The following is a 23,537-nucleotide window of genomic DNA, read 5'->3' on the forward strand; positions in this document are numbered from 1 at the left end:
CATGACCAAGGTACATACGATGAGCAAGGTACAGATCCGCAATCTCGGCAAGATCTTCGACAGCGCCAAGCCCGTGACGGCGCTGGAAAACGTCAGCCTGGACGTGAAGGACAATGAATTCGTGACCCTGGTCGGCGCTTCGGGCTGCGGCAAGTCCACGCTGTTGCGCATACTCGGCGGCCTCGAATACCGCAGCTCGGGCGAGCTGGTCTGCGAAGGCCAGCCGGTGGTCGGGCCCGGCGCCGAGAGAGCCATGGTGTTCCAGCATTACAGCCTGTATCCCTGGCTGACCGTGCTGGAGAATATCCGCTTCAGCCGCAAGCTGAAAGCCAAGCGCGGCAACCTGTCCTCGTCCGAGGTCGAAGCCGCCGCCGGCCGCGCCGACGCGCTCTTGCAATTGATCGGCCTGTCGCACCTGGCCCATGCCTATCCGAACCAGCTCTCCGGCGGCCAGCAGCAGCGCGTGGCGATCGCGCGGGCGCTGATGTCCAAGCCCTCGATCCTGCTGATGGACGAGCCCTTCGGCGCGCTCGATGCGCAGACCCGCGAAGTGATGCACGACCTGGTGCTGCATGTGCAGCGCATCGAGAAGACCACCATCGTCTTCGTCACCCACGATGTCGAGGAAGCGATCTACCTCGGCCAGCGCGTGGTGCTGATGGCGCCGCGCCCGGGCCGCATCGACACCATCTACGACGTGCCGCTGCCCGCCGCGCGCGAACAGGACATGAAGCATGCGCCGGAATTCCTCGCGATGAAGAAGCGCATCCTCGCGCGCATCCGCGACACCTCGGGCATGTCCACCGACAGCGAGCTGCTCGAGCGGCTCAATCTGCAGGCCGCCGCAGCCTGAATAACGACAAGGGGAAACCATGATCACCAGCTTTTCCACGCTCACGCCGCTGGCCCGCGCCGCGGTGCCGGAACATTCCACGCGCTTCGATGCCGGGCTGCTGCTGTGGGAAGAAACCATGCCCGGCGGCGGCCACTGGTCCGGCCTGCTACGACGCGGCAACACGCTGCGCCTGACCGATCTGCACGGCGGCGCGAATGTCTCGGCGCTGTTCTACAACTTCGAGGAGCGCAACGAGCGCTACAACATGCCGGACACGCTGAAGGCGCAGCACACCGCCTTCCTCACGAAAGGCCATGTCTGCTATTCCGATATGGGCCGCATCCTGTGCTCGATTCCCGAAGACACCTGCGGCTGGCATGACACGATCTGCGGCATCAGCGACGCGGAGATGGTGAAGCAGCGCTTTGGCGTGGCGCGCTACCAGGAGCACCGCAACGCGATGTTCCGCAATGCCGAAGATGGCTTTTTGGTCGAGCTCGGCAAATGGGGCATGGGCCGGCGCGACCTGGTTGCCAACGTCAACTTCTTCAGCAAGGCCGCGGCCGGGCCCGAGGGCGAGCTGTCCTTCGAGACCGCGCATCGCCGCGAAGGCCAGTACATCGATCTGCGCTTCGAGATGAATGTGCTGGTGGTCCTGTCGGCCTGCCAGCATCCGCTCGATCCCGCGACCTCTTACGACCCGAAGCCGGTGCGGCTGTCCTGCTGGCGTTCCGGCACCGCCGGCCGCGACGACGTCTGCCGCCTGCACAGCGCCGAGAACGCGCGCGGCTTCATCAACACCGAACGCTATTTCCTGTGAGGACAAACACCATGACAGCCCAACTCGTGGAAAGCCGGCTCGATCCCAAGAACGCGGTGGCCGACATCATCCATCCCGCCGGCGAGCCGTGGATGCTGGAAATCCGCAAAGGCCAGGTCCTGCGCATCATCGACCTTGAAGGCAACCAGGCGGTCGATACCATCTTCTACAGCGCCGCCGACCCGTCCGAGCGCTACAGCCTCACGCGCACCATCGCTGCCCAGGGCAGCCTGTATCTCGGCGCGGGCTCGAAGCTGATGTCGTCCAAAGGCAATGCCTTGCTCACCATCGTCGCCGACACCTGCGGCCGGCATGACACCCTCGGTGGCGCCTGCGCTTCCGAGAGCAACACGGTGCGCTATGCGCTGGAAAAGCGCTACATGCACAGCTGCCGCGATAACTACCTGCTGGCGATCGCGCATGACGAGCGCGGCCTGGACAAGCGCGACGTGGTCTCCAATATCAACTTCTTCATGAACGTGCCGGTGACCGAGGATGGCAGGCTGACCTTCGAGGACGGGATATCGGGCGCGGGCAAGTACGTGGAGATGCGCGCCGAGATGGACATCGTCGCGCTGATCTCGAACTGCCCGCAGTTGAACAATCCCTGCAATGGCTATAACCCGACGGCAGTGCGCTATCTGATCTGGGACCGGAAGGAATGACGTAGGTTGGGCTGACGAAGGAAGCCCAACGAGAGTTCGCACGCCATCGACCTTCATGTTGGGCTTGTCAGCCCAACCTACGAAAGACAAGAACACGGGCGCAACAGCCCCCGGCACGGGACGACCCCTGCCGCATCGAATTCTTCGCGGGACGACCCGCAATGCCCGGACCCACACCATGTCAGCCAAAGTCCTGATCGCCAATCGCGGCGCCATCGCCTGCCGCATCATCCGCACCCTCAAGCGCATGGGCATACCCTCGGTCGCGGTGTATTCCGAAGCCGATGCCGATGCGCTCTTCGTCACGCAGGCCGAAGAAGCCGTCGCCATCGGCCCGGCCCCGGCCGCGCAAAGCTATCTGCAGGCCGCGCGCCTGATCGAAGCGGCCAGGGCCACCGGCGCGACCGCCATCCATCCCGGCTACGGCTTCCTGTCCGAGAACGCCGCCTTCGCTGAAGCCTGCGCCGCGGCCGGCATCGCCTTTCTCGGCCCGACGCCGGAACAGATGCGCGTCTTCGGCCTGAAGCACACGGCCCGCGCGCTGGCCGAGCAAAGCGGCCTGCCGCTCTTGCCTGGCACCGGGTTGTTGTCTTCGTTCGACGAAGCAGCTAGCGCAGCGCGCCGCATCGGCTATCCGGTCATGCTGAAGAGCAGCGCCGGCGGCGGCGGCATCGGCATGCAGATGTGCCGCGACGAAGACGAACTGTCACGCGCTTTCGATTCGGTGCGGCGCATGGCGCAGGCGAACTTTTCCGATGCGGGCGTCTTCCTTGAGCGCTATATCGAAGCGGCGCGCCATATCGAAGTGCAGATCTTCGGTGATGGACAGGGCCGCGTGATCGCGCTCGGCGAACGCGATTGCTCGCTGCAGCGGCGCAATCAGAAAGTCATCGAAGAAACCCCGGCGCCGAACCTGCCGCAGCCGGTGCGCGAGCGCCTGCTGGCAATGGCGGTGCGGCTTGCCGAGGCGGTGCAGTACCGCAGCGCCGGCACCGTGGAATTCGTGATGGATGCGAAGACGCATGAATTCTTCTTCCTCGAAGTGAACACGCGGCTGCAGGTCGAGCATGGCGTCACCGAAGCCGTCACCGGCATCGACCTGGTCGAATGGATGGTGCGCCTGGGCCTGGGCACGATGCCGCCGTTGCAGGACATCGTCATCGACCCACGCGGCTGCGCGGTGCAGGCGCGGGTGTATGCAGAAGACCCGGCCAAGGGCTTTCTGCCGTCCACGGGCCTGCTGACCGAAGTGGTGTTCCCGGCCGATGTGCGCGTGGACAGCTGGATTGCGCGCGGCGCCGAGGTCACGCCGTATTACGACCCGATGCTGGCCAAGATCATTGCCCATGCCGATACGCGCGAAGCGGCGCTGGGCAAGCTCGGCGCGGCGCTCGCCGCAACCCGCATCGCCGGCCTCGAATCGAATCTCGCGTACCTGCATGCGCTGACGACCTACCCGCCCTTCCTCGATGCGACCCATACCACGCGCAGCCTCGGCGACTTCATGCCGCCGGTCGCCACCATCGACGTGATCGACGGCGGCGTGCAGACCTCGGTGCAGGACTGGCCCGGCCGCCTCGGCTACTGGGATGTCGGCATGCCGCCCTCGGGTCCGATGGATGCCCTGTCCTTCCGCCTGGCCAATCGCCTGATCGGCAATCCGGAAGGCACGGCCGGCCTCGAGATCACCGTGGCCGGCCCGACGCTGTCCTTCAACTGCGACACCGAAATCGCCCTGACCGGCGCGCCCATCGAAGTGCTGCTCGATGAGGCGCCGCTGCCGATGTGGCAGCCGGTCGCGGTGAAGCGCGGCCAAGTGCTGCGCATACGCCGCGTCACCGGCGCCGGTTGCCGCGCCTACCTCGCGCTGGCTGGTGGCCTCGATGTGCCGGATTACCTCGGCAGCAAGTCCACCTTCAGCCTCGGCCAGCTCGGCGGCCACGGCGGCCGGGTGCTGCGTGGCGGCGATGTGCTGCACCTGGGCGGCATCGAAGCCATGGAGCGCATCGCACCTGCAGCCGCGCGCGACCTCGCGCCCAAGTTTGGCAAGCACTGGGACATCGCCGTGCTGTACGGCCCGCATGGCGCGCCGGACTTCTTCACCGGCGACGACATCGCGATGTTCTTCGGCACCGACTGGCAGGTGCATTACAACTCGAGCCGCACCGGGGTGCGCCTGATCGGGCCTAAGCCGCAATGGGCGCGCAGCGACGGCGGCGAAGCCGGCCTGCATCCGTCCAACATCCATGACAACGCCTATGCGATCGGCACCATCGACTTCACCGGCGACATGCCGGTGATCCTCGGCCCCGATGGCCCGAGCCTGGGCGGCTTCGTCTGCCCGGCCACCATCGTGCAGGCCGAGCTGTGGAAGATGGGCCAGCTCGCGCCCGGCGACACGGTGCGCTTTCATCGCGTCGCGCATGCCGAGGCCGACCGCATGCTGCGCGCGCAGAACGCGGCGATCTCGGGTAAGCCCGAAGCGCAGCCGCTCACCGCCGATTGCGCATTGTCAGATGACGCCATCATCCATCGCCTGCCGCCCGAGGACGACAAGATCGAAGTCGTCTACCGCCGCAGCGGCGACCACTATGTGCTGGTGGAATACGGCCCGCTGGTGCTGGACCTGAATCTGCGCTTCCGTGTGCAGGCGCTGATGACGCGGCTGCAGCAGCAGCGCGATGCCGGCGCGCTGCCCGGCATCATCGACATGACACCCGGCATACGCTCGCTGCAGCTGCACTACGACAGCAGCGTGCTCGGCCTTACCGCATTGATGAAGGCGCTGCTCGCGGTCGAGGAAGTGCTTGACCATGTGGATGACATCGAAGTGCCGACCCGCACCGTGTGGCTGCCGCTGTCCTGGGACGATGCGGCCACGCGCCTGGCCATCGAGAAATACATGCAGTCGGTGCGCGCCGATGCGCCCTGGTGCCCGAGCAATATCGAATTCATCCGGCGCATCAACGGGCTCGATGGCATCGATGACGTCAAGCGCATCGTCTTCGATGCCAGCTACCTGGTGCTGGGCCTGGGCGACGTGTATCTCGGCGCGCCGGTGGCCACGCCCGTCGATCCGCGCCATCGCCTGGTCACCACCAAGTACAACCCGGCGCGCACCTGGACACCGGAAAACGCGGTCGGCATCGGCGGCGCCTACATGTGCGTGTACGGCATGGAAGGCCCCGGCGGCTACCAGTTCGTCGGGCGCACGGTGCAGATGTGGAACCGCTGGCGGCAGACGCGCGACTTCACCGACGGCAAGCCCTGGCTGCTGCGCTTCTTCGACCAGATCCGCTTCTACCCGATGGAAGCCGAGGCGCTGCTGCAGTTCCGCAAGGACTTCCTCGCCGGGCGCGCGCAACTGAAGATCGAGGAAGGCAGCTTCCGCCTGGCCGACTACAACCGCTTCCTTGCCGACAACGCCGCGTCCATCGCCGCATTCAAGGGAACGCAGCAATCCGCCTTCGATGCCGAGCGCGAGCGCTGGCGCGCGGCCGGCGTGTCGATCGTGGAGGACGGCGGCATCGCCGCGGCAGTCCAGGAAGAAGACGTGCCGGCCGATTGCGACGCGGTGACCTCGCAGGTGGCCGGCAGCATCTGGAAGATCGCCGCCGCGGTCGGCGCGAAGGTGAAGGCCGGCGAGGCGCTGGTCATCGTCGAGTCGATGAAGATGGAAATGAACGTGGTCGCGCCGCGGGATGGCGAGATCGTGAAGATCGCGGTGGCCGAGGGCCAGGGCGTGAATGCCGGGCAGACCTTGATCGTCATTCGCTGAATACAGGAGAAACCATGAATCTCGAAATGAATGCGCTGCGCGCGCGCTATCTGGAAGGCAGCCTGACGCCGGTGGCAATGCTGGAGGAACTGGAAGCGGAGCTGGCCGCCGAGGAGGCGGGGCAGTCGCATCGCCTCTGGATACGCCGGCTCACGCTGGCCGAAATGCGCGCCTATGCGCAGGCACTGGAAGGCAGGGACATCGCCGGCCTGCCGCTGTACGGCATACCGTTCGCGATCAAGGACAACATCGACCTGGCCGGCGTGCCCACCACCGCGGCCTGCCCGGCCTATGCCTACACGCCGCAGCGGCATGCGACCGTGGTGCAGCGCCTGATCGATGCCGGCGCCATCCCCGTGGGCAAGGCCAATCTCGACCAGTTCGCCACCGGCCTGGTCGGCGTACGCTCGCCGCATGGCGCCTGCCGCAACAGCTTCGATCCGGACTACGTGTCTGGCGGCTCCTCGTCGGGCTCGGCGGTGGCCGTGGCGCTCGGGCTGGCCAGCTTCTCGCTCGGCACCGACACCGCGGGTTCGGGCCGGGTGCCGGCGGCGTTCAACAATCTGGTCGGCGTCAAGCCCACGCTGGGCACGCTGTCGTCGACCGGCATGGTGCCGGCCTGCCGCACGCTGGACACCATCTCGATCTTCGCGCTGACCGCGGACAACGCGGCCCAGGCCCTGGCCGTGGCGCAGGCCGAGGATGAAAGCGATCCGTATTCGCGCCGCGCCGAGCCGCATGGCCGGGACTTCGGCGCGGCAGCGCATTTCCGTTTCGGCGTGCCGCGCGAAGACCAGCTGCAATTCTTCGGCAGCGCCGACGGCCTGTCGCTGTACCGCATGGCGGTGCGCCGGCTGCAGGCGCTCGGCGGCGAGCCGGTCGAATTCGACTTCGCGCCCTTTCTCGACACCGCGCGCCTGTTGTACGAAGGCCCGTGGGTGGCCGAGCGCTATGAAGCGATACGCGACTTCTTCGAGGCGCAGCCCGAGGCGCTGCATCCGGTCACGCGCGACATCCTCGGCAACAGCCGCGGCATCTCGGCCGCTGACGCCTTCGGCGCGATGTATCGCCTGAAAGCCCTGCAGCGCGTGGCCGCGCGCGTGTGGCAGGACATCGACTGCTTCATCACACCGACCGCGGGCCGGCCGTATCGCATCGATGAAGTAGAGGCCGATCCGATCCGGCTGAATTCGAATCTCGGCTACTACACCAACTTCATGAACCTGCTGGACCTGGCCGCGATCTCGGTGCCGGCCGGCTTTCATGACAGCGGCCTGCCCTTCGGCGTGACCCTGGTCGCGCCGGCCTTTCAGGATGCGCCGCTGCTCAGGCTCGCGGCGCGCTTGCATGCGGCGCAGGACTTGCCGCTGGGCGCGACCGGCATGGCGATGCCGGCGCCTGGCCCGATGCCGGCCTTCGCCTCCGGCCAGGTACGCGTGGCGGTGTGCGGCGCGCATTTGTCGGGACTGCCGCTGAATCGGCAATTGACCGAGCGCGGCGCGAGGCTGGTCGCCGAAGTCGAGAGCGCGCCGGACTACAAGCTGTATGCGCTGCCCGGCGGGCCGCCGCATCGTCCGGGCATGGTCCGGGTCGGGCCGGATGCCGGCGGCGCGGCGATCGCGATGGAGGTCTGGGAAATGCCGGCCAGCGCCTTCGGCAGCTTCGTCGCCGGCATCCCGGCGCCATTGGGCATAGGCACGGTCACGCTTGCCGACGGCAGCGCGGTGCAGGGCTTTGTCTGCGAAGCGCAGGCGGTGAAGGGGGCGCGGGACATTACCGGGTTCGGCGGCTGGCGGGCTTATCTGGCGGCGGTGTAGGCGGCGAGCATGGTGGCGGGTTTCGTGCGCCGACCTGTCGCCCGCCGGGGAAGGATGGCATACTCGATGCCCTCCTTACCGTTCATGCAGAGGCAGCCATGCATATCGTCAATCTTCAGGAAGCAAGGGATACGCTGGCGGAACTGGCCGAAGAGGCGGCCAGGGGCGAGGAGATCGTCATTGCGGTGTCGGGCAAGCTCAGAGTGAAGCTGGTTCCCGTCGAGATGGAAAGGCAGGCCCGCAAGCCGGGTTCGCTGAAAGGAAAAATCAGGATAGCGCCGGATTTCGATGCCCCGCTCCCGGACGATGTGCAATCCGCATTCGAAGGGAGATGATGGACCTGCTGCTCGATACCCATGTCTATCTGTGGTGGCTGATTGATGATCCACAGCTTTCACCACGTGCCCGTTCATGCATTGGTCGGGCAAAGCGGGTATTCGTCAGCAGCGCTTCCATTTGGGAAGCCTCCATCAAGGTCGGCATTGGGAAACTGGAGGCGGATATCAATCACATGGTCCGCGAAATCAAGGCAAATGGTTTCATCGCCTTGCCAGTGAACATAGCGCACGCAGCCCGGGTAGTCGAGCTGCCTGATATACACCGGGACCCATTCGACAGGATCCTGATTGCGCAATCGATGGTCGAGAATGTTCAGCTTCTTTCCACTGATCGCCTTTTGTGCCGTTATACGGATCTGGTGCTCACGGTATAAAGTCTGCGCAGCACCGGCTTGCCAGCCTCATCTGCGTCAGCGGATAACATGCGGCCCATTTCACTTCTTGGCATTCCTGTTCCAGCGTGAAGCCATCTTTGGCTACCCCCCGGCTTCGCGCTTGTGCTATGCATAGCTCTCCACCCGCCTTGCGAGCACGCTACGCACTGCGGGTGAAAGAAGAACGTCTTCTGCTTTGATGCTGTCCAGGATCATGTCGACGAGATCGATCTTCTTGCTGAACGGCAGCTCGCTGATGGATTTCTCCGTCTCTTCCCAATTGAACTTGTTCATGGAAAAACTCCTGCGGCGAATGGCGGTAGACAGACGGAAACGATAACGCAGCAGCGACTTCTTCTTCGCCCACTTTTCTCTATCCCAAAACCGCACCGCATACCCGCCTGGCTCAACACCCCGATCCCCGGACGATGGCATGCTGACGCGTCGTCCGGCCGATCCGCGCCATTGCCCATCCGCATTCCACCGCATCCGTTTCCGCAAGGAGAATCGCCATGCACGGCTCCAAGCTGCTCCTCTGGCTCGTCGCCACGCTGGCGCTGTGCATGGGTACGGTTGCCGACGCGCAGCCCCGACGCCATGCCGGGGGGGCAAAGACAGCGCGCATCATCCCGCTTGCCGATGAAGACCGCGTGATGATCGAAGACATCGCCTATGCCAATCTCGGTGAAATCCTGCTCGGCCGCCTGGCGCTGGACAAGAGCATGAACTTCGCGGTGCGCAGCTTCGCGCGGCGCATGATCGACGACCATTCCCACGCGCAAAGCCAATTGGAAAAGCTGGCCCACTCGCGCGGCATGAGCCTGCCGGCGGAAACCGACATGGCGCACAGGACCATCGCGATCGGCCTGCGCGGCCTGGCCGGCGGGGCGTTCGACGAGGAATATCTGAAGCGCGCCGGCATCAACGAGCATGAGCGCTTCATCGACCTGCTGCAGCAGATGGAAGACGATGCGCAGGACAAGGTCTTGCGCGCCTATGCCGGCAGAACGCTGCGCCTGGTCGGCCTGCATCTGTCGATGGCCAATGAGCTCGATGGCGACGACGGGAATGACGGCAATGACAGCAAGAGCGGCGGCGAATAGCCGGCGCATCGTTGCAACCGATCAAACGGGAGCGCCCATTCCCGCAGGCAGCGGCAGGGTTTTTCCTTCCATCCAGGGCAGCGTCGAATGCAGCACGATCCAGCCGTCGCCATCCCTGCGTCCGAAGGAAATCTCGACATCCAGCCAGCCGAGCACGCGGTCGCGCTGCGTCGGAAGCAGAGCATCGACCAGTTGCGCGAGGCTGGTGCCGGGGGCCAGGTCCGGCGGCCAGGCGGCGCGGCGCGGGAGCATGCGCATGACATAGCCGCCGACGGCCAGCACGCAGCCGGAGTCATCGACGCATTCCACCGACTCGCCAACCGAATCCGGCAGCCGTTGCCAATGCTCGAGGTAATCGGCATGCACGCCGGTCTCAAGGATGCGCTCGTGCTGGAATACCATGCGACCCGCATCCTCCGTCGCGGCCGGCGGCTGCGCATCCCAGCGGCGACGCCAGCGGCAGATTTCCGGCTTGGCTGCCAGATCGATTTCGGTGACGCCGGCAAAGCCGGCCTGGCGCGCGAGAAAGCGCAGTTGCGCGTCGCTGCAATCGGCCAGCGCATGCACGCCGGCAAACGATGGTCGTCCCGCCGGGATGCGTATATCGGCATGCCAGCGTGAAGCCTGCAGCCACAGCACCGTGGACGTGTCATCGATGCCATCCGGCGTGCTCAGCAGCGTGCGCTTCCATACGCCGCGGTATCGCGCCGGCACCGCGGCCGCAAGCGTCATTCGTGCCACTCCGGAAAGCGGCGCAAGCTGCGCCAGAACGCCATGTCATGGTTGGGCCAGATCTCGGCACGCGTCTCGCGCGCGAGCGCCTTGAGCTTGCGGATGCTGTCCTCGGCCTGCTCATGGCGGCCGCGCCAGCAGCCGCCGGGCGCGACCTCGTCCTCGATGTTTTCGATCAGGTCCGCGGCATCGCCGGCGAGCAGCACCGGCGGGCCCTTCGGCATTTCAATGAACAATGACATGTGGCCTGCGGTATGTCCCGGCGTGGCGATCGCGCGCACGCCGGGCGCGACATCGTATTCACCATCGGTCACATGGAAAGGGCCGCAGGCCGCTTCATCGGCAAACACCGCGCCATCTTCGCCGCTTTCGGCGGCGGCAAGCTCATCGCGCTGCACATGCACCTCGGCGCCGCAGCCGCATGCGCGCAGCTCGCACAGCCCGCCGGCATGGTCGAAATGCAGATGGCCGATGAAGATCACATCCACATCCGACACCGCGAGGCCCAGGCGCGCGAGATGGCGTGGAATGCGGTCTTCCTCGCGCATGTCGGGCGCGCCAAAACCCGAGCCGCCGTTTTCGTAATGACGCGCGCGCAGCTGCGGATCGTGGATCTTGCGGTAATCGCAGCCGACGTCGTACAGGATGCGGCCGTTCGGCGTTTCGATCAGGTAGGCCAGGATCGGCGCTTCGATGATCTGGCCCATGCCGCGGCCATGGGTCGAGATCGATTTGTCGTAGCGGTGGGTCGCCGTCAGCAACGGCCACAGTCTCGTTGCGCCGCTCATGCCGGCTGCTCCGCGCGCATCATGCGCAGGGCGTCTTCGGTGTTCGCTACCGCGCCGAAGATGCCGCCTTCGACCGAGATCATCAGGAGCGCCGGCTCCTGCAGCGCCGGATCGCCTGCCGCGCAGGCATCGCCTATGGTGATGCAGCGATAGCCGCGGTCCACCGCTTCGCGCAGGCTGGAATGCACGCAGACCTCGAGGGTCACGCCGCACAGCAGCAGGCTCTTCACGCCGAGCCGCTGCAGCACCGCTTCCAGGTCGGTGCGATGGAAGGCGCCGTAGCCAGGCTTGTCGATGACGATGTCGCCGGGCTCCGGTGCGAGTTCATCGATGATGTCGTGCCCGATTTCCCCGCGCACCAGCAAGCGGCCCAGCGGTCCCTGCTGACCGATCGGCGCGCCGGCGGCGCGGCTGCGGTGCAGCTTGGCCGGCGTGCAGTCGGACAGGTCGGGCAGATGGCCTTCGCGGGTGTAGATCACGGGCATGCCGGCGGCGCGGGCCGCATCGATGAGCCGGGCGATGTTGCCGATCACCGAGGACAGCCGGGCTACGTCAAGCCCGGCATGCGCGGCATAGCCGCCGGGAGAGCAGAAGTCGCGCTGCATGTCGATGACGATGAGCGCGGCGGCGCGCGGATGGTTCATGCGGAGTTTCCTTCGGAGTTGGCGCTCGTGGCTTCGAGCAGTGTGGCGGTGATGATCATGCCGCCGCCGATCCAGTCCTTCATGCCCAGGCTGCCGCCGCCGAGCAGCAGCGCCGAGACCACCGCGACCAGCAGCTCCACCACCTGCAGCACCGCGGCGCGGCTGGCTTCGATGTGCGTCACGCCATAGGTGGTCAGGAGCGTGCCGCCAAGCAGCCACAGGAAGGCGAACAGGATCAGCAGGCACCAGGTGGACAGGCCCGTTGCGGGCAGCGCGGCCGGAAACAGCAGCAGCCCGATCGTGGCCACGCCGGCGCAGCCGATGAAGGTCACCATGGTGCGGCTGGCCACCGGGATGCGGCGCGCGCGCCGGTTCGCGATGCCGCCGGCGGCATAGCAGAAGCCGGCCGCGAGCGCGGCGCCGTCGGCCGTGGAGAAAGCGCCATCGAGCACTTGCGCGCCGCCCATGATGATGACCACGCCCAAGAGCGACAGCGCAACCGCCAGCAGGCGGCGTGCGCCGATGCGCTCGTTCAAGAACAGCTTGCCGCCGAGCGCGCCCCAGGCCGGCAGCAGATAGAACAGCAGCATCGCGCGCACCACGTCGCCGGCCATCAGCGCATGGGTGAAGGCGATGTTGGCGCTGCCGAAGGACAAGCCGATGGCAGCCAGCAGGATGCCTTCACCGCGCCAGGCATGTCGCTCGCGCCACAGCACCGGCAACGCCGCCAGCGCCACCAGCGCATAGGCGGTGGCGCCGATCAGGTTGCCGGTCAGGCCCTGCTGCGCAAAGCCTTTCAGCGGCAGCCAGCACAATCCCCACACCAGGCCGCTGGCCAAAAGCGCCATCGGCGCGAGCCGCGCGGCCCTGGTTTGCGCCGTGGCGCCAGGCCCGCGCATCACACCGCCGTCAGGAAGGACACGCCGACCGCGCCGATGAAGCCGTCGGCGCGACGCGGCGCGCCCGGCGGCAGCACCACGCCGTAATCCGGCGACAGCACGCGGCGCACGCGATGACGGTGAAAGCTGGCCAGCAGCTCGCCGACGGTGATCACCTGCGCACAGGCGTCGTTATACAGCTCGCGGTGATAAGCGGGCAACCGGTGCCAGGGCAACGTGGGACGCTCATGGTGGGCATTGTGATAGCCGAAATTCAGCCACAGCATGTTCAGCACCGGGTTGGAAAGGCCGACGATGTCGCTGTAGGTGTTGAACTGCTCGTACTGGCGATCGCGCTGCTTGTCGGCCGGGATGGGCGCGTCATCGGCGATCGGATAAGCGTCGTAGGTGTGCTGGAAGCAGTCGGCGAAGCGCAGCACCGTCAGGAACAGCAGATAGCTCAAGGCATACAGCAGGAAAGCCTTCATGCTGTACGCAGCCAGCAGCGCGAAGGCGGCCGCGCGCACCGCGACGATGGCCAGCATGCGTAGCTTCGACTTGCCTCGGCCGCTCTGCGTGAACGGCTGCGTAATCACAAAGCCGTGCATGATCAGTTCCACTGCTGGCACGTAGGCCCATTCCAGCGCCAGCACAAGGCCGCGCAGCGGCGCAGGCAGGCGGCGCAGGAAGGCTTGCACATCGAAGGTGATCACATCGGCGCGCTCGACATGATGGCGCATGTGCTTCTTGCGCATGCCGTCAAAGGTGGCATAGCAGCTGCCGTTGATCCAGCTCATCAGCGTGCCCCAGCGCGCATTGGCCGCGGGCGACCTGAAGATCGCCAGATGCGCGAACTCGTGGATGAAATAGGCGGACCAGGTCAGCGTGAGCATCGTCAGCAGCACGCCGATGGCAGGCAGCGCCCAGCCCGAACGGCTCAAGAGCCAGATGCCGGCTGGATAGCCGGCCAGGATGACGCCGAGCGCCGCGATGTTCGGCGCGGCGGCGTCGGGATGACGAAAGAGAGTGGATGGCATGGGGCTCCTGTTCCTGATGTCGCAGGCGCGTAGGTTGGGCTGCCAAGCCCAACATGCTCGCGGCCCGCAGTCGTTCGCTACCGGGCTTGGCAGCCCAGGCTGCAAATGGCCATTAGGCTTGCGGCCAGCTGGCGTCCGATGTCGCGTTGACGAAGAAAGCCCGACGACATCGTCAGCGGTTGATCGGGCTTCACGTTGGGCTTGACAGCCCAACCTACGCCCTTACTTCGCCAGCGCCTTCACGAACTGCCCGTCGAAGGTCGATTCCGCCGGCGGCACGCTGGCGATCTGGCCCTTGGTCTTCAGGATGTTGCTGATGATGTCGCCGCTGGTGTAGTAGGACTTGGTCGATGCCGACTTCACGAAGGCGGACGGCATTTCGGCCAGCGGGATGTTGTACACGCCGCTCATCTGCTCCTTCGCTTCCTTGGCCGAGATGCCCATGAACTTGCCGATGATCTTCGCGGCCTCGTCCGGCTTGGACTTCATGTAGGCCATGCCGTCGAGATAGCCCTGGATGACCGCGCTGATTTCCTTCGGGCTGGACTTGATGGCTTTCTCGTCGAACACCAGCACGTCGGCGATCAGGCCGGGCGCGTCCTTGGATGAATACACGACGTGGAATTTCTTGCCGTCGCCCTGCGACAGCACCTGCGACAGGCTCGGCTCATACGTCACGCCGATGGGCATCTGGCCGGACGCCATGGCCGCCGGCACCGATTCCGGCGTCATGTTGACCGGGGTGATGTCCTTCTCGGTCAGGTTCGCCGACTTCATCGCATACGACAGCAGGAAGTCCGACGGCGACAGTGGATTGAAGCCGATCTTCTTGCCCTTGAAGTCCGCGATCTTGGTGATCGACTTCTCGGCCACGATCGCATCGCCGCCATTGGAATAGTCGATCGGCATGACGACCTTCTGCATCTGGCCCTTGGCGACCTGGCCGATCACCTGGTCGTAGGTCAGCATCGCGCCCTGCAGCGAGCCGGAGGCGAGCGCCGGCGGGATCAGCGCCGGGTCGGCGAAGGGTTGCAGCTTGACCTTGATGCCGTACTTCTTGAACAGGTCCAGCGCCTCGGCGACGTAGAACGGCCCGTAGCCGATCCAGATCACGGTGCCGATATTGAGCGTCGGCGTGGCGGCGAAGGCAGAGCCGGCCACAGCCAGCGCCGCGCCGGCGGCGAGCGTACGGAGGAAGCGGCGCTTGGCCGGGGATGCGATGCGCGCTGCGTCTGTCGATTTCATGAAGGCTCCTGGTCGTTGAAATGGGCGCGGGAGAAGCGTTGAACGCCTTTGCTCTCCCGGGCTTTTATCCCTCCGTGGAGCCTCGCAATGCGCGAAGCCGGCGCACTCTCGGACCAGCCATCGCTCGCATGAGCAACCGGAACCCTAGTGCGCCTTGGTCGACGTCACGCTGCGCTGTGCGGCATGGCGTTCTCCCTGCGTCATCCTTTTAGCAATTCCAGTGCCAGTAAATACAGTGGCGATGTTGCCGAAAGCGGCGTGTACGAGGCACCGCGCCAGTGCATGGCGCTTCATGCAGGTGCGGCAAGCGATGAGGATGCACCGGGAATGAAAGGGATCCGCTTGCGCGGCGTTTGCGTTTTGATGCGTGTGCCAGGAGAGAGCATGGACTTGCGTGCGTTGCCGCGCCCAGCGGATGGCCGCAGCCTGCACGCCGTAATGGCATCGAAGCTTGCCGAGACTCATGGTGTTGTCCTGACAGCGTGCTTCCGGACATGCATCGATTCTCGGCAAGGCATGCGGGAAATACCCGGCGTGGTCGGTAAAGTCCTGTAAAGACTTGTAAAGCGCGGCAGATGCGGCCCGGCTTTCGCTATGCTTGCGGCCTCTGATCGGAGGAAAAACAAGCATGAGCCGGGTGCTGCTGGTGGATGACGATGTCGAATTGGTCGACATGCTGCGGGAATATCTGCAACAGGAAGGTTTTGACGTGGACGCGGTGCACGATGGCATGCGCGGCGTCGAATACGCGCTGTCCGGGCGCTATGCGCTGGCGGTGCTGGACGTGATGATGCCCGGCATGACCGGCATGGAAGCGCTGCGCGAGATCCGCGCCAGGAGCGCGCTGCCGGTGCTGATGCTCACTGCGCGCGGCGACGATACCGACCGCATCATCGGCCTCGAACTCGGCGCCGACGATTACCTGCCCAAGCCCTGCAATCCGCGCGAGCTCGCGGCGCGGGTGCGCGCCATCCTGCGCCGCGCCGGCACAAGCGATATGGCCAGCGGCGACGAGCCGCTCACGGTCGGTGATTTGCTGCTGTGGCCGAGCCAGCGCCGCGCGCAAATGGATGGCCGGCCGCTCGCGCTGACCAGTTCCGAATTCAATCTGCTCGAAGTGCTGGCGCGCCATGCCGGCAGCCCGGTCAGCCGGGCCGATCTGTCGCTGCAGGCGCTGGGCCGGCCGCTGGCGCGCTTTGACCGCAACATCGATGTGCATCTTTCCAGCCTGCGGCAAAAGCTGGGCAAGCTGCCCGACGGCCGCTCCTGCATCCAGACGGTCTACCGTCAGGGTTATCAACTCATTTCCGGCTAGGAAGCGCCGCATGGGACGCCTGACCTGGCGCTTCTTCGCCTTCATCTGGCTGGCGCAGCTCGCCGGCATCCTCATCATCGCCGGCGCGGTATGGCTGCGTCACGAGGCCAGGGAAGCCGAGCGCATCATCGCCTCCAGTCCGCCGGCGAACTTCATGGTCGCCTCGGCCGAGGCCACGCTTGCGCATGGCGGACCCGATGCGTTGAAGGACCTGCTCACAGAGATGCGCCAGGACCGTTTCGCGGTGTACGCGGTCAACGACGCTGGTGTGGAATTGCTCGGCCGCGCGATCCCCGCCGCCACGCTTGCGACGGCGCGCGCCGATGCCGATGCGAGCGGGCCGGTGCGGCGCGTGCGCGGCGACAATGGCACGTCGCTGCTGCTGTTCGTGCCCGAGACGCGTGGCGCCGGCGCGCATGGGCACATCGGCGCGCCGCATGATGGCGGTGCGAACAGCTTGCCGTCACATGGCCGTGGCTCCCGCAGTCCGTTGCCGGTGGTGCCGCTGCTGACGGCGATGCTGGGCAGCCTGGTGTCGGCCGCGCTGCTGGCGCGCTATGTCGCGCGGCCGATCCGTCAATTGCGTAGCGCCTTCGACGACGTCGCGCGCGGCAAGCTCGATCCGCAACTCGAGCAGCGCATGGGCAGCGGGCAGGATGAACTGTCGCGCCTGGGACGGGACTTCGACCGCATGAGCGCCCGGCTGCGCGCGCTCATGGCCAGCGAGCGTCGGCTGCTGCACGATGTGTCGCATGAACTGCGCTCGCCGCTGGCGCGCATGGAAGCCGCGATCGCTCTGGCGCGGCAGCAGCCGGCGCGCGCGGCCGACATGCTCGAGCGCATTGAACGCGACAGCGCCCGCATGGATGTGCTGATCGGCGAACTGCTCACGCTGTCGCGGCTGCAATCGGAGACGATGGCCGCTCCCGCCGGTGAAGTGCAGATGGATGAACTGCTGGCCGATATCGTCGACGACGCGAATTTCGAAGCAAGTCTGTCGCTGCGCACCGTCAGCCACCGCTGCGCAGCGATGGCGCCGGTTGCCGGCAGCAGCGAGCTGCTGCACCGGGCCATCGAAAACCTGGTGCGCAATGCGATCCGGCACACGGCGCCGGAATCGGACATCGAGATCGTGGCGGGCATGGATGGCCCGAGTCGGGTGCGCATTGCAGTGTGCGACCACGGCCCCGGCGTGCCGGAAGAGGAGCTCGAAGCGATCTTCCAGCCGTTTCATCGCGGCGCGAATGCGGCATCGAATGATGGTCATGGCCTGGGCCTGGCGATCGCGCGGCGCGTGGTGGAATCGCATGGCGGCAGCATCCGCGCGATGAATCGGGAGGGCGGAGGTTTGTGCGTGGAGGTGTTGTTGCCGGTGCGGCGAGCGTAACGGGCGTAGGTTGGGCTGCAAGCCCAACATGCTTGCGGTCCGCGGAAGCCCAATGTTGGGCTTGCCAGCCCAACCTACGTACCCGGCTCCGTCACGAACCCCAGCTTCTCTATCCCCGCGCGCTGCGCCGCCGCCATCGCGCGGATCACATGCTCGTAGGCTGCCTTGCGGTCGCCGCGCAGCTGTATCTCGGGCTGCGGCGTTCGCGCGGCGGCGGCAGTCAGCCGGCGTTCCAGCTCGGCTTCGTCCACCGCTTCCTCGTTCCAGTGCGCCGCGCCATCGGCGGTGATCGAGATCGTCACCGTCTGTGGCTTCACGTCATTGATCGCGCTCTGCGCGCGCGGCAGATCCAGCCGCACCGAGTTGGTCAGCACCGGCACCGTGATGATGAAGATGATCAGCAGCACCAGCATCACGTCGACCAGCGGTGTCATGTTGATTTCGCTGACGACGTCGTCGCCGTCGTCCAGTCCGCCTCCGAAAGCCATGTCAGATCACCTCGCGCAGATGGCGCGGCTTCGCATCCGGCCGGGACACCGGCGCGCCGGTCAGGAAGTACGCATGCAGCTGGCGCGCAAAGCGGTGCAGCTTGCCAATGACGCCCTTGTTGCCGCGGGTGAGCGTGTTGTAGCCGAGCACGGCGGGAATGGCCACCGCCAGCCCGAAGGCGGTCATGATCAGCGCCTCGCCGACCGGCCCGGCAACCTTGTCGATGGACGCCATGCCCGATGCGCTGATGCCGACCAAGGCGTGATAAATACCCCAGACGGTGCCGAACAGGCCGATGAAAGGCGCGATCGATCCCACCGACGCGAGGATCGCCAGTCCGCTGCCCATGCGCTCGGCGCTTTCATCGATGGCGCCGCGCAGGCTCTCGGTCATCCAGTCGGCCAGGGTCAGCTGGCCGTGCAGGTCTTCCTGGTTGTCGGCGTGATGCTTGACCGCGGCCTGGCCTTCGAGCGCGATGTGGCGGAACGGATTGAAGCCGGCGCCGACGTCGAGCGCGCTCATGCCTTCGGCAAAGCTCTTCGCATGCCAGAAGCTGCCCATCGCGCGCGCGGCGCGCTGCAGCTTGAACAATTGCCAGCCGCGCGTGGCGATCACATACCAGGAGGCGATGGACATCGCCAGCAGCAGCAGGGCGACCGCGCGCGTGGCCAGGTCGCCCTGCGTCCACAGGGCGGCAAGGCCGTAGGAAGTGTTGGTCATGGTGTTTTCCTTTCAGGGTTCATGTGTGCAGCGATTCAGCAATTCAGCGATTCAGTGCGAAGGCCACCGGCTGGACGTACCAGGTCGCGACCGGCTCGTCGCCGCGACGCGCCGGTAGGTAGCGCCAGTTCCGCACTGCCTGCAGCGCGGCTTCATCGAGACGATCAAAGCCGCTCGATTGCCTGAGCCGGACTTCGCCGACGCTGCCGTCGGCAAGGATGTGCACATCGAGCAGCACCCGGCCTTCTTCGCGCAGGCGGCGCGACAGCGGCGGATAGGCCGCCGGCTGGTTCAGCGCCGAGGCATCGCTGCGCGGCGGCGTCATTGCTGCCGGAGCGGCTGGCGCAGCAGGGGCGGCCGCAGGCATTGACGCCTGGCGGGACGCGACATCTTCCGAAGGCGCTGCCGCTTGCTGTGCGGGCGCGGCGGGGGCCGGTGCGGGAGCGGTTTCCTGCGGCCTGGAGACTGACGGCGTCGCCTGCGGCTTGGGCGCAGCCTGAGGCTTTGGTTTGAGCGGACGCGGCCTTGCCTGTTGCGGCCGCAGCTTGGTCGGCTGAGCCGGTTCTTCTCGGGGCGCGGGTGGCGCGGCGGATGCCTGGCTTGCTGGCTGCTTCGGCGGCAGCAGTATGCCGACCACCGACGGCGGCGTCGGCACGGGCACGGGTGGCTCCGTACTGGCGCCGTGCCAGGCGAGCGCGGCGCCAAGCAGCGCTGCATGCACTGCGATCACGCCGGCCAGCCAGACACCGCCGCGCGCCTCAGGTGAGCCTGCATCGCTTGCGGAAGGTGTCGGTGCTGCCATCGTCGCTATCCGTGCCTGCGGCTTCACATGCTCTGCATCGCGAACACGATGCCCAGCACCAGCGAAGTCATGCCGATGGTGGCGCCGACCATGCGTCGACGGTTCATCCCCGCCCACAGCAGCACGCCGGTGACGGATAGCAGCACCATGCCGCCGGCGATGGTATCGGCCAGCAGAATCCAGGCCACGCCGACGCCGGCGGCCTTGTGCAGGTTGTTGAGCATGCCGAAGACATTGTTCTCGTTGCGCTTCACATTGACGTAGCCGTTGCCGACCCAGTATTCGACCTGGGCATTGGCGCGCGGCGTGGAAAACATGCCGCTCCAGCGTTCCGGCTGCTTGACCGTGCGCTCGCCCCAGGCCACCGGGCGGCTGGGTTCCTTGCGCACCCGGTTGGCGGGCTGGTCGTAATGCAGCTCCTTCTGCAGCCAGTCCATCATCGCCTGCGGGCTCGCCGGCGCCGGGTCGGGCAGCGGTATCTGTACGCTCGATTCCTGCGTTTGCGCGGCCGGGATCTTCATCACCGCGCGATGGTTCTGCAGCACGCCGGTCACGCCGAACAGCAGGCCGGCCGCGGCGCCCCACAGGCCGATCCAGCTGTGAGTCTTGCGCAGCCATTTGAGGAAGACGCCGCGGCGCTGATTCGATGCGGCGGTGGGACGTGGAGGCGCGGCTCGGGTTGGCGTGATGGCGCGTTCTTCGTATTCGGTTTCGGACATGGTTCTTGCAAAGGAAAGTGGGTATGGAGCCGTAGGGTGGGCGCCAGCCCACGCGTCTGCCTGATCAAAGGACGGACCGCGTGGGCTGGCGCCCACCCTACGGGGTCATTCAAATCGTCAGGTCTCGCTCCACATGCGCAGCAGGTTGTGATAGCAGCCGGTCAGCCGCAGCACCGCGGCTTCGTCGCCGCCGGTGCGGTTCAGATGCTGGATGGCGCTGTCCATGTCGAACAGCATCGTGCGCTGGCCATCGTCGCGCACCAGGCTCTGGACCCAGAAAAAGGACGCCAGCCGCGCGCCGCGCGTCACCGGGTTCACGCGATGCAGGCTGGTGGCCGGGTAGACGATCATGTCGCCGGCCGGCAGCTTCACCGATTGCGTGCCATAGGTGTCTTCGATCAGCAGCTCACCGCCTTCGTAGTCCTCGGGTGCGTTGAGAAACAGCGTGGCCGAGATATCGGTGCGTATCTTCAGCGCGCTGCCCGGCAACAGCCGCACCGCGCCATCGACATGGGCGCCGAAGTGCATGCCTTCCTCATAGCGGTTGAACAGCGGCGGATAGATGCGCGACGGCAGTGTGGCGCTGATGAACAGCGGATGGCGTTCGAGCGCGGCAAGGATCGCATCGCCGAGTTCATGCGCCAGCGGCGAGGCTTCATCGATCTGGCTGTTGTACTTGACCCTGGCGCCCTGGTGGCCGGCGGTGGCGCGGCCATGGACCCAGGGCGCATCGGCATGCATGAGCTTTGCGCGCATGGCGCGCAGCGTGTCGGCATCGAGAACCTGCGGTATGCGCAGCAGCATCGCGTTGTTCCTTTCTAGAAGCGGTAGGTGCCGGTCAGCAGCGCCGCGCGACCGATTTCCGGCACGGCGCGGCCGCCGTCCGAAGCAATCGCAGCGACGTAGTCGCGCCGGTCGGTCAGGTTCAGCAGGTTCAGCCGCAAGTCGTATTTCGGCTGGTGATAGGCCAGCATTGCGTCCCAGCGCAGGTAGCTGCCGATGGCCGAGGTATTGGTGTTGTTGGCATAGCGGTTCGACAGATAGGTCGCGCCGCCGCCGGTTTCCCATGCCGGCGTGAGCTTGTAGCTGGTCCACAGCGTGGCGCTGCTTTTCGGCGTATTGGCCGGCACCCTGCCCTGGGTATTCTCGAAGGCGGCAGCCTGCACGATCTCGGCATTGAGCCAGGTGTAGCCGCCGAAGACCTGCCATTTCGGCGTAATGCGGCCGGCCACACCGATCTCGACGCCATTGACGCGGACGTCGCCATCGAGCTGGTACACGCCGGTGGCAACCTGGGTGCGCGCATTGGTCTTCTCGATGCGGAACAGCGCCGAGTTCAGCGACAGGTTGCCATCCAGCAGATCCCATTTGGCGCCGACTTCGACCGAGCGGTTCTTTTCCGGATCGAGGTTCTGCTGGCCGGTGGTCACGGTGAGCTGCTCCAGCGAGGGATTGAACGAGGTGCCGTAGGACGCGTAATACGACTGCGTGTCGCTGGGCTGATAGATCGCGCCGGCGCGCACGCTGGTGAAGTTCACCGTCTGGCTGGCCGACGGCACGACCGTATTGCCTGCAGTGTTGGCGCTGTTGATGCTGTTGCTGATGCCGGCGCGGTAACGGTCCCAGCGCAGGCCGCCCACCAGCTTCCATTGCTTGCTGAGTTCCAGCGTGTCGTTCGCATAGGCGGCGATGGTGGTGGCGCCGGTCTGCGCGAGATTGCCGACCGTGCTTCTTGATGTGGATGGCGTATCGGCATAGACCGGACCCTGCACCGGCATGATCGGCAGATTGTTGCGGCTGTAGGCCTGGTTGTTGTAGTTCTCGTGGCCGAGTTCGACGCCGGCGATCAGCGTGTGCTTGAACGCTCCGGTGTTGAACTTGCTGATCACATCGGTCTGGTTGAACAGCGATTCATCGGTGAGGTCGCGGTCGCGGCTGGAATAGCGCAGGTAGAGCGATGACAGCGGCAGGCTGGTGGCATTGCCGGTGGCGGTGTTGAGCGCGGTGAAGCTGTTGCCATTGAGCGTGCCGATGGCGTTGGGTGCGACGACGCGTGAATCGATGTTGTAGCGGCTGAACTGCGTCTGATTGCGCAGCGTCGTCGTCGGGCTGAGCTTGTGCTCGACGCGCGCGGAAAGCGTGGTCACGTCCTGCACCACGCGGCTGTCGGTAGTGCCGTAGTAATTGTCGCGGCGCACATCGGTGGGCCGGCCGTTGACGGTCAAGAAGCCGTAGTCCGGCATGTCGCGGTTGTGCTGGATGAGCGCCGACAGCGTGATTTCGGTCGGCGTGCCGATGCCGAGACGCAGCGAAGGCGCGATGCCGAAATCCTGGTTGTTGATCACATCGCGTGTGGTGCTGGTGTCCTGCGCCATCAGGTTCAGCCGGAAAGCCGAGGTATCGGACAGCACGTGGTTCAGATCGGCGGTGCTGCGCAGATAGCTGTTGGTGCCGACGGTGGCCGAGACTTCATGCGCCTCGCGCAGCGTCGGCTGCTTGCTGACCTGGTTGATCACGCCGCCGGTGGAGCCGCGTCCGAACAGCATCGACGACGGTCCCTTCAGCACTTCCACCGATTCCAGATCAAAGATGTCGCGGTAATACTGGCCGCGGTCGCGCATGCCGTCGAGGTAGATGTCGGTGCGCGCGGTGAAGCCGCGCAGGTTGATGTTATTGCCGATCTGTCCGCCCTCGGCCGCGCCCAGTGTGATGCCGGGCACATTGCGTAGCGCATCGGAAAGCGAGGCCGCGCCTTGGGCATCGAGCACCGCGCGGTTGACCACGGTGACGGACTGCGGAATGTCGCGCAGCGCGGTCGGCACCTTCGCGCCAACGCTGGATGTGGCTGGCGCGTAATCATCGGTCGGCGCTTCGCCGCTGATTCTGACTTCGGGCAACGCCGTGGCCGGTGCTGTTTGTTGAGCGCTTGCGGCGAGCGGATGCGCGCTCCAGATCATGGCGAGCGCGAGCGCGAGAGGGGTCCTGTTCACGTTTTTCTTCCTGTTTGCCGGACTGATCGCGTGTCGCAGGCGGCCGCGTGCAGTGCTTCAC

Annotated in this window: 24 protein-coding genes and 1 riboswitch; of the genes, 10 read left to right on the top strand and 14 right to left on the bottom strand. The window is 65.9% G+C overall.

Features of this window, described 5'->3' with window-relative positions:
- The first annotated feature begins 1 nt into the window (after position 1).
- The 7 genes from JJB74_RS21185 (at position 2) to JJB74_RS21215 (ending at position 8,627) form a co-directional block, all read left to right on the top strand.
- The gene (locus JJB74_RS21185; RefSeq protein ID WP_407672398.1) at positions 2–853 is read left to right on the top strand and encodes an ABC transporter ATP-binding protein; all 852 of its coding nucleotides are present in this window, start codon (positions 2–4) and stop codon (positions 851–853) included.
- Positions 854–872: 19 nt separating this feature from the next.
- Positions 873–1,655 (top strand): urea amidolyase associated protein UAAP1, encoded by a 783-nt coding sequence (locus JJB74_RS21190; RefSeq protein WP_200595193.1) that lies wholly within the window; start codon positions 873–875, stop codon positions 1,653–1,655.
- A gap of 11 nt (positions 1,656–1,666) precedes the next feature.
- Positions 1,667–2,320: an urea amidolyase associated protein UAAP2 gene (locus JJB74_RS21195; protein ID WP_200595195.1), complete on the top strand. Its 654-nt coding sequence runs from the start codon at positions 1,667–1,669 to the stop codon at positions 2,318–2,320.
- 178 nt (positions 2,321–2,498) lie between these two features.
- Entirely contained in the window at positions 2,499–6,098 is a 3,600-nt protein-coding gene (gene uca / locus JJB74_RS21200; RefSeq protein ID WP_200595197.1) for an urea carboxylase, read from the top strand.
- 14 nt (positions 6,099–6,112) lie between these two features.
- The gene (gene atzF, locus JJB74_RS21205; RefSeq protein WP_200595198.1) at positions 6,113–7,915 is read left to right on the top strand and encodes an allophanate hydrolase; all 1,803 of its coding nucleotides are present in this window, start codon (positions 6,113–6,115) and stop codon (positions 7,913–7,915) included.
- A 98-nt stretch (positions 7,916–8,013) separates the two neighbouring features.
- Positions 8,014–8,250, top strand: coding sequence for a type II toxin-antitoxin system Phd/YefM family antitoxin (locus tag JJB74_RS21210; RefSeq protein ID WP_200595200.1), 237 nt, complete (start codon positions 8,014–8,016; stop codon positions 8,248–8,250).
- Complete coding sequence (locus JJB74_RS21215) at positions 8,250–8,627, top strand: type II toxin-antitoxin system VapC family toxin (protein ID WP_200595381.1); 378 nt, start codon at positions 8,250–8,252, stop codon at positions 8,625–8,627. Before JJB74_RS21210 ends, JJB74_RS21215 begins: the two co-directional genes overlap by 1 nt.
- A gap of 126 nt (positions 8,628–8,753) precedes the next feature.
- On the opposite strand, the gene JJB74_RS21220 is transcribed toward JJB74_RS21215, so the two are convergent.
- On the bottom strand, positions 8,754–9,116 hold the full coding sequence (locus JJB74_RS21220; RefSeq protein WP_200595202.1) for a hypothetical protein: 363 nt from the start codon (positions 9,114–9,116) through the stop codon (positions 8,754–8,756).
- A gap of 23 nt (positions 9,117–9,139) precedes the next feature.
- Between JJB74_RS21220 and JJB74_RS21225 the strand changes: the two genes are divergently transcribed.
- The gene (locus tag JJB74_RS21225; RefSeq protein WP_200595204.1) at positions 9,140–9,730 is read left to right on the top strand and encodes a DUF4142 domain-containing protein; all 591 of its coding nucleotides are present in this window, start codon (positions 9,140–9,142) and stop codon (positions 9,728–9,730) included.
- Between the two features lie 21 nt (positions 9,731–9,751).
- On the opposite strand, the gene JJB74_RS21230 is transcribed toward JJB74_RS21225, so the two are convergent.
- The 7 genes from JJB74_RS21230 to JJB74_RS21260 form a co-directional block, all read right to left on the bottom strand.
- Positions 9,752–10,462 carry a hypothetical protein gene (locus JJB74_RS21230; RefSeq protein ID WP_200595206.1) on the bottom strand — a complete coding sequence of 237 codons (711 nt, stop codon included), beginning with the start codon at positions 10,460–10,462 and terminating at the stop codon, positions 9,752–9,754.
- Entirely contained in the window at positions 10,459–11,250 is a 792-nt protein-coding gene (locus JJB74_RS21235) for an N-acyl homoserine lactonase family protein (RefSeq protein WP_200595208.1), read from the bottom strand. Before JJB74_RS21235 ends, JJB74_RS21230 begins: the two co-directional genes overlap by 4 nt.
- Positions 11,247–11,894 carry a cysteine hydrolase family protein gene (locus JJB74_RS21240; protein ID WP_200595210.1) on the bottom strand — a complete coding sequence of 216 codons (648 nt, stop codon included), beginning with the start codon at positions 11,892–11,894 and terminating at the stop codon, positions 11,247–11,249. The genes JJB74_RS21235 and JJB74_RS21240 overlap by 4 nt, the downstream gene beginning before the upstream one ends.
- Positions 11,891–12,793 (bottom strand): DMT family transporter, encoded by a 903-nt coding sequence (locus tag JJB74_RS21245; RefSeq protein ID WP_200595212.1) that lies wholly within the window; start codon positions 12,791–12,793, stop codon positions 11,891–11,893. The genes JJB74_RS21240 and JJB74_RS21245 overlap by 4 nt, the downstream gene beginning before the upstream one ends.
- The gene (locus tag JJB74_RS21250; RefSeq protein ID WP_200595214.1) at positions 12,793–13,809 is read right to left on the bottom strand and encodes a fatty acid desaturase family protein; all 1,017 of its coding nucleotides are present in this window, start codon (positions 13,807–13,809) and stop codon (positions 12,793–12,795) included. Before JJB74_RS21250 ends, JJB74_RS21245 begins: the two co-directional genes overlap by 1 nt.
- Before the next feature lie 222 nt (positions 13,810–14,031).
- Entirely contained in the window at positions 14,032–15,054 is a 1,023-nt protein-coding gene (locus JJB74_RS21255; RefSeq protein WP_200595216.1) for an ABC transporter substrate-binding protein, read from the bottom strand.
- A gap of 51 nt (positions 15,055–15,105) precedes the next feature.
- Positions 15,106–15,213, bottom strand: a riboswitch (guanidine-I (ykkC/yxkD leader).
- The gene (locus JJB74_RS21260) at positions 15,199–15,684 is read right to left on the bottom strand and encodes a hypothetical protein (protein WP_200595218.1); all 486 of its coding nucleotides are present in this window, start codon (positions 15,682–15,684) and stop codon (positions 15,199–15,201) included. It overlaps the preceding riboswitch by 15 nt.
- Between JJB74_RS21260 and JJB74_RS21265 the strand changes: the two genes are divergently transcribed.
- Both JJB74_RS21265 and JJB74_RS21270 read left to right on the top strand, forming a co-directional pair.
- Positions 15,683–16,369, top strand: coding sequence for a response regulator transcription factor (locus tag JJB74_RS21265; RefSeq protein WP_200595220.1), 687 nt, complete (start codon positions 15,683–15,685; stop codon positions 16,367–16,369). The two genes, JJB74_RS21260 and JJB74_RS21265, sit on opposite strands and share 2 nt — an antisense overlap.
- Positions 16,370–16,379: 10 nt before the next feature.
- Positions 16,380–17,756 carry an ATP-binding protein gene (locus tag JJB74_RS21270; RefSeq protein WP_200595222.1) on the top strand — a complete coding sequence of 459 codons (1,377 nt, stop codon included), beginning with the start codon at positions 16,380–16,382 and terminating at the stop codon, positions 17,754–17,756.
- Positions 17,757–17,830: 74 nt separating this feature from the next.
- Here the strand turns inward: JJB74_RS21270 and JJB74_RS21275 are convergent, their stop codons facing one another.
- From JJB74_RS21275 to JJB74_RS21300, 6 genes are all read right to left on the bottom strand, one after another.
- On the bottom strand, positions 17,831–18,244 hold the full coding sequence (locus tag JJB74_RS21275) for an ExbD/TolR family protein (protein ID WP_200595225.1): 414 nt from the start codon (positions 18,242–18,244) through the stop codon (positions 17,831–17,833).
- Position 18,245: 1 nt separating this feature from the next.
- Positions 18,246–18,965 carry a MotA/TolQ/ExbB proton channel family protein gene (locus tag JJB74_RS21280; protein WP_200595226.1) on the bottom strand — a complete coding sequence of 240 codons (720 nt, stop codon included), beginning with the start codon at positions 18,963–18,965 and terminating at the stop codon, positions 18,246–18,248.
- 43 nt (positions 18,966–19,008) lie between these two features.
- Positions 19,009–19,767 carry an energy transducer TonB gene (locus JJB74_RS21285; protein ID WP_200595227.1) on the bottom strand — a complete coding sequence of 253 codons (759 nt, stop codon included), beginning with the start codon at positions 19,765–19,767 and terminating at the stop codon, positions 19,009–19,011.
- 23 nt (positions 19,768–19,790) lie between these two features.
- Positions 19,791–20,486: a PepSY-associated TM helix domain-containing protein gene (locus JJB74_RS21290; RefSeq protein ID WP_200595229.1), complete on the bottom strand. Its 696-nt coding sequence runs from the start codon at positions 20,484–20,486 to the stop codon at positions 19,791–19,793.
- A 117-nt stretch (positions 20,487–20,603) separates the two neighbouring features.
- Positions 20,604–21,290 (bottom strand): Fe2+-dependent dioxygenase, encoded by a 687-nt coding sequence (locus tag JJB74_RS21295; RefSeq protein ID WP_200595231.1) that lies wholly within the window; start codon positions 21,288–21,290, stop codon positions 20,604–20,606.
- A gap of 14 nt (positions 21,291–21,304) precedes the next feature.
- Positions 21,305–23,443: a TonB-dependent receptor gene (locus JJB74_RS21300; RefSeq protein ID WP_200595383.1), complete on the bottom strand. Its 2,139-nt coding sequence runs from the start codon at positions 23,441–23,443 to the stop codon at positions 21,305–21,307.
- Positions 23,444–23,537 lie beyond the last annotated feature (94 nt).

It is taken from the genome of Noviherbaspirillum pedocola (assembly GCF_016632335.1).
In the GTDB taxonomy this organism is placed as follows: domain Bacteria; phylum Pseudomonadota; class Gammaproteobacteria; order Burkholderiales; family Burkholderiaceae_D; genus Noviherbaspirillum_A; species Noviherbaspirillum_A pedocola.

Excerpts from the sequence above, each read along its gene's own strand:
- JJB74_RS21300 (WP_200595383.1), bottom strand. The coding sequence starts at position 23,443 with ATGATCTGGAGCGCGCATCCGCTCGCCGCAAGCGCTCAACAAACAGCA.
- JJB74_RS21285 (WP_200595227.1), bottom strand. The coding sequence starts at position 19,767 with ATGGCAGCACCGACACCTTCCGCAAGCGATGCAGGCTCACCTGAGGCG.
- JJB74_RS21255 (WP_200595216.1), bottom strand. The coding sequence starts at position 15,054 with ATGAAATCGACAGACGCAGCGCGCATCGCATCCCCGGCCAAGCGCCGC.
- JJB74_RS21220 (WP_200595202.1), bottom strand. The coding sequence starts at position 9,116 with ATGCGGTGGAATGCGGATGGGCAATGGCGCGGATCGGCCGGACGACGC.
- JJB74_RS21295 (WP_200595231.1), bottom strand. The coding sequence starts at position 21,290 with ATGCTGCTGCGCATACCGCAGGTTCTCGATGCCGACACGCTGCGCGCC.
- JJB74_RS21280 (WP_200595226.1), bottom strand. The coding sequence starts at position 18,965 with ATGACCAACACTTCCTACGGCCTTGCCGCCCTGTGGACGCAGGGCGAC.
- uca (WP_200595197.1), top strand. The coding sequence starts at position 2,499 with ATGTCAGCCAAAGTCCTGATCGCCAATCGCGGCGCCATCGCCTGCCGC.
- JJB74_RS21185 (WP_407672398.1), top strand. The coding sequence starts at position 2 with ATGACCAAGGTACATACGATGAGCAAGGTACAGATCCGCAATCTCGGC.
- JJB74_RS21230 (WP_200595206.1), bottom strand. The coding sequence starts at position 10,462 with ATGACGCTTGCGGCCGCGGTGCCGGCGCGATACCGCGGCGTATGGAAG.
- JJB74_RS21235 (WP_200595208.1), bottom strand. The coding sequence starts at position 11,250 with ATGAGCGGCGCAACGAGACTGTGGCCGTTGCTGACGGCGACCCACCGC.
- JJB74_RS21195 (WP_200595195.1), top strand. The coding sequence starts at position 1,667 with ATGACAGCCCAACTCGTGGAAAGCCGGCTCGATCCCAAGAACGCGGTG.
- JJB74_RS21210 (WP_200595200.1), top strand. The coding sequence starts at position 8,014 with ATGCATATCGTCAATCTTCAGGAAGCAAGGGATACGCTGGCGGAACTG.
- JJB74_RS21215 (WP_200595381.1), top strand. The coding sequence starts at position 8,250 with ATGGACCTGCTGCTCGATACCCATGTCTATCTGTGGTGGCTGATTGAT.
- atzF (WP_200595198.1), top strand. The coding sequence starts at position 6,113 with ATGAATCTCGAAATGAATGCGCTGCGCGCGCGCTATCTGGAAGGCAGC.
- JJB74_RS21270 (WP_200595222.1), top strand. The coding sequence starts at position 16,380 with ATGGGACGCCTGACCTGGCGCTTCTTCGCCTTCATCTGGCTGGCGCAG.
- JJB74_RS21225 (WP_200595204.1), top strand. The coding sequence starts at position 9,140 with ATGCACGGCTCCAAGCTGCTCCTCTGGCTCGTCGCCACGCTGGCGCTG.
- JJB74_RS21240 (WP_200595210.1), bottom strand. The coding sequence starts at position 11,894 with ATGAACCATCCGCGCGCCGCCGCGCTCATCGTCATCGACATGCAGCGC.
- JJB74_RS21190 (WP_200595193.1), top strand. The coding sequence starts at position 873 with ATGATCACCAGCTTTTCCACGCTCACGCCGCTGGCCCGCGCCGCGGTG.
- JJB74_RS21290 (WP_200595229.1), bottom strand. The coding sequence starts at position 20,486 with ATGTCCGAAACCGAATACGAAGAACGCGCCATCACGCCAACCCGAGCC.
- JJB74_RS21260 (WP_200595218.1), bottom strand. The coding sequence starts at position 15,684 with ATGCTTGTTTTTCCTCCGATCAGAGGCCGCAAGCATAGCGAAAGCCGG.
- JJB74_RS21250 (WP_200595214.1), bottom strand. The coding sequence starts at position 13,809 with ATGCCATCCACTCTCTTTCGTCATCCCGACGCCGCCGCGCCGAACATC.
- JJB74_RS21245 (WP_200595212.1), bottom strand. The coding sequence starts at position 12,793 with ATGCGCGGGCCTGGCGCCACGGCGCAAACCAGGGCCGCGCGGCTCGCG.
- JJB74_RS21275 (WP_200595225.1), bottom strand. The coding sequence starts at position 18,244 with ATGGCTTTCGGAGGCGGACTGGACGACGGCGACGACGTCGTCAGCGAA.
- JJB74_RS21265 (WP_200595220.1), top strand. The coding sequence starts at position 15,683 with ATGAGCCGGGTGCTGCTGGTGGATGACGATGTCGAATTGGTCGACATG.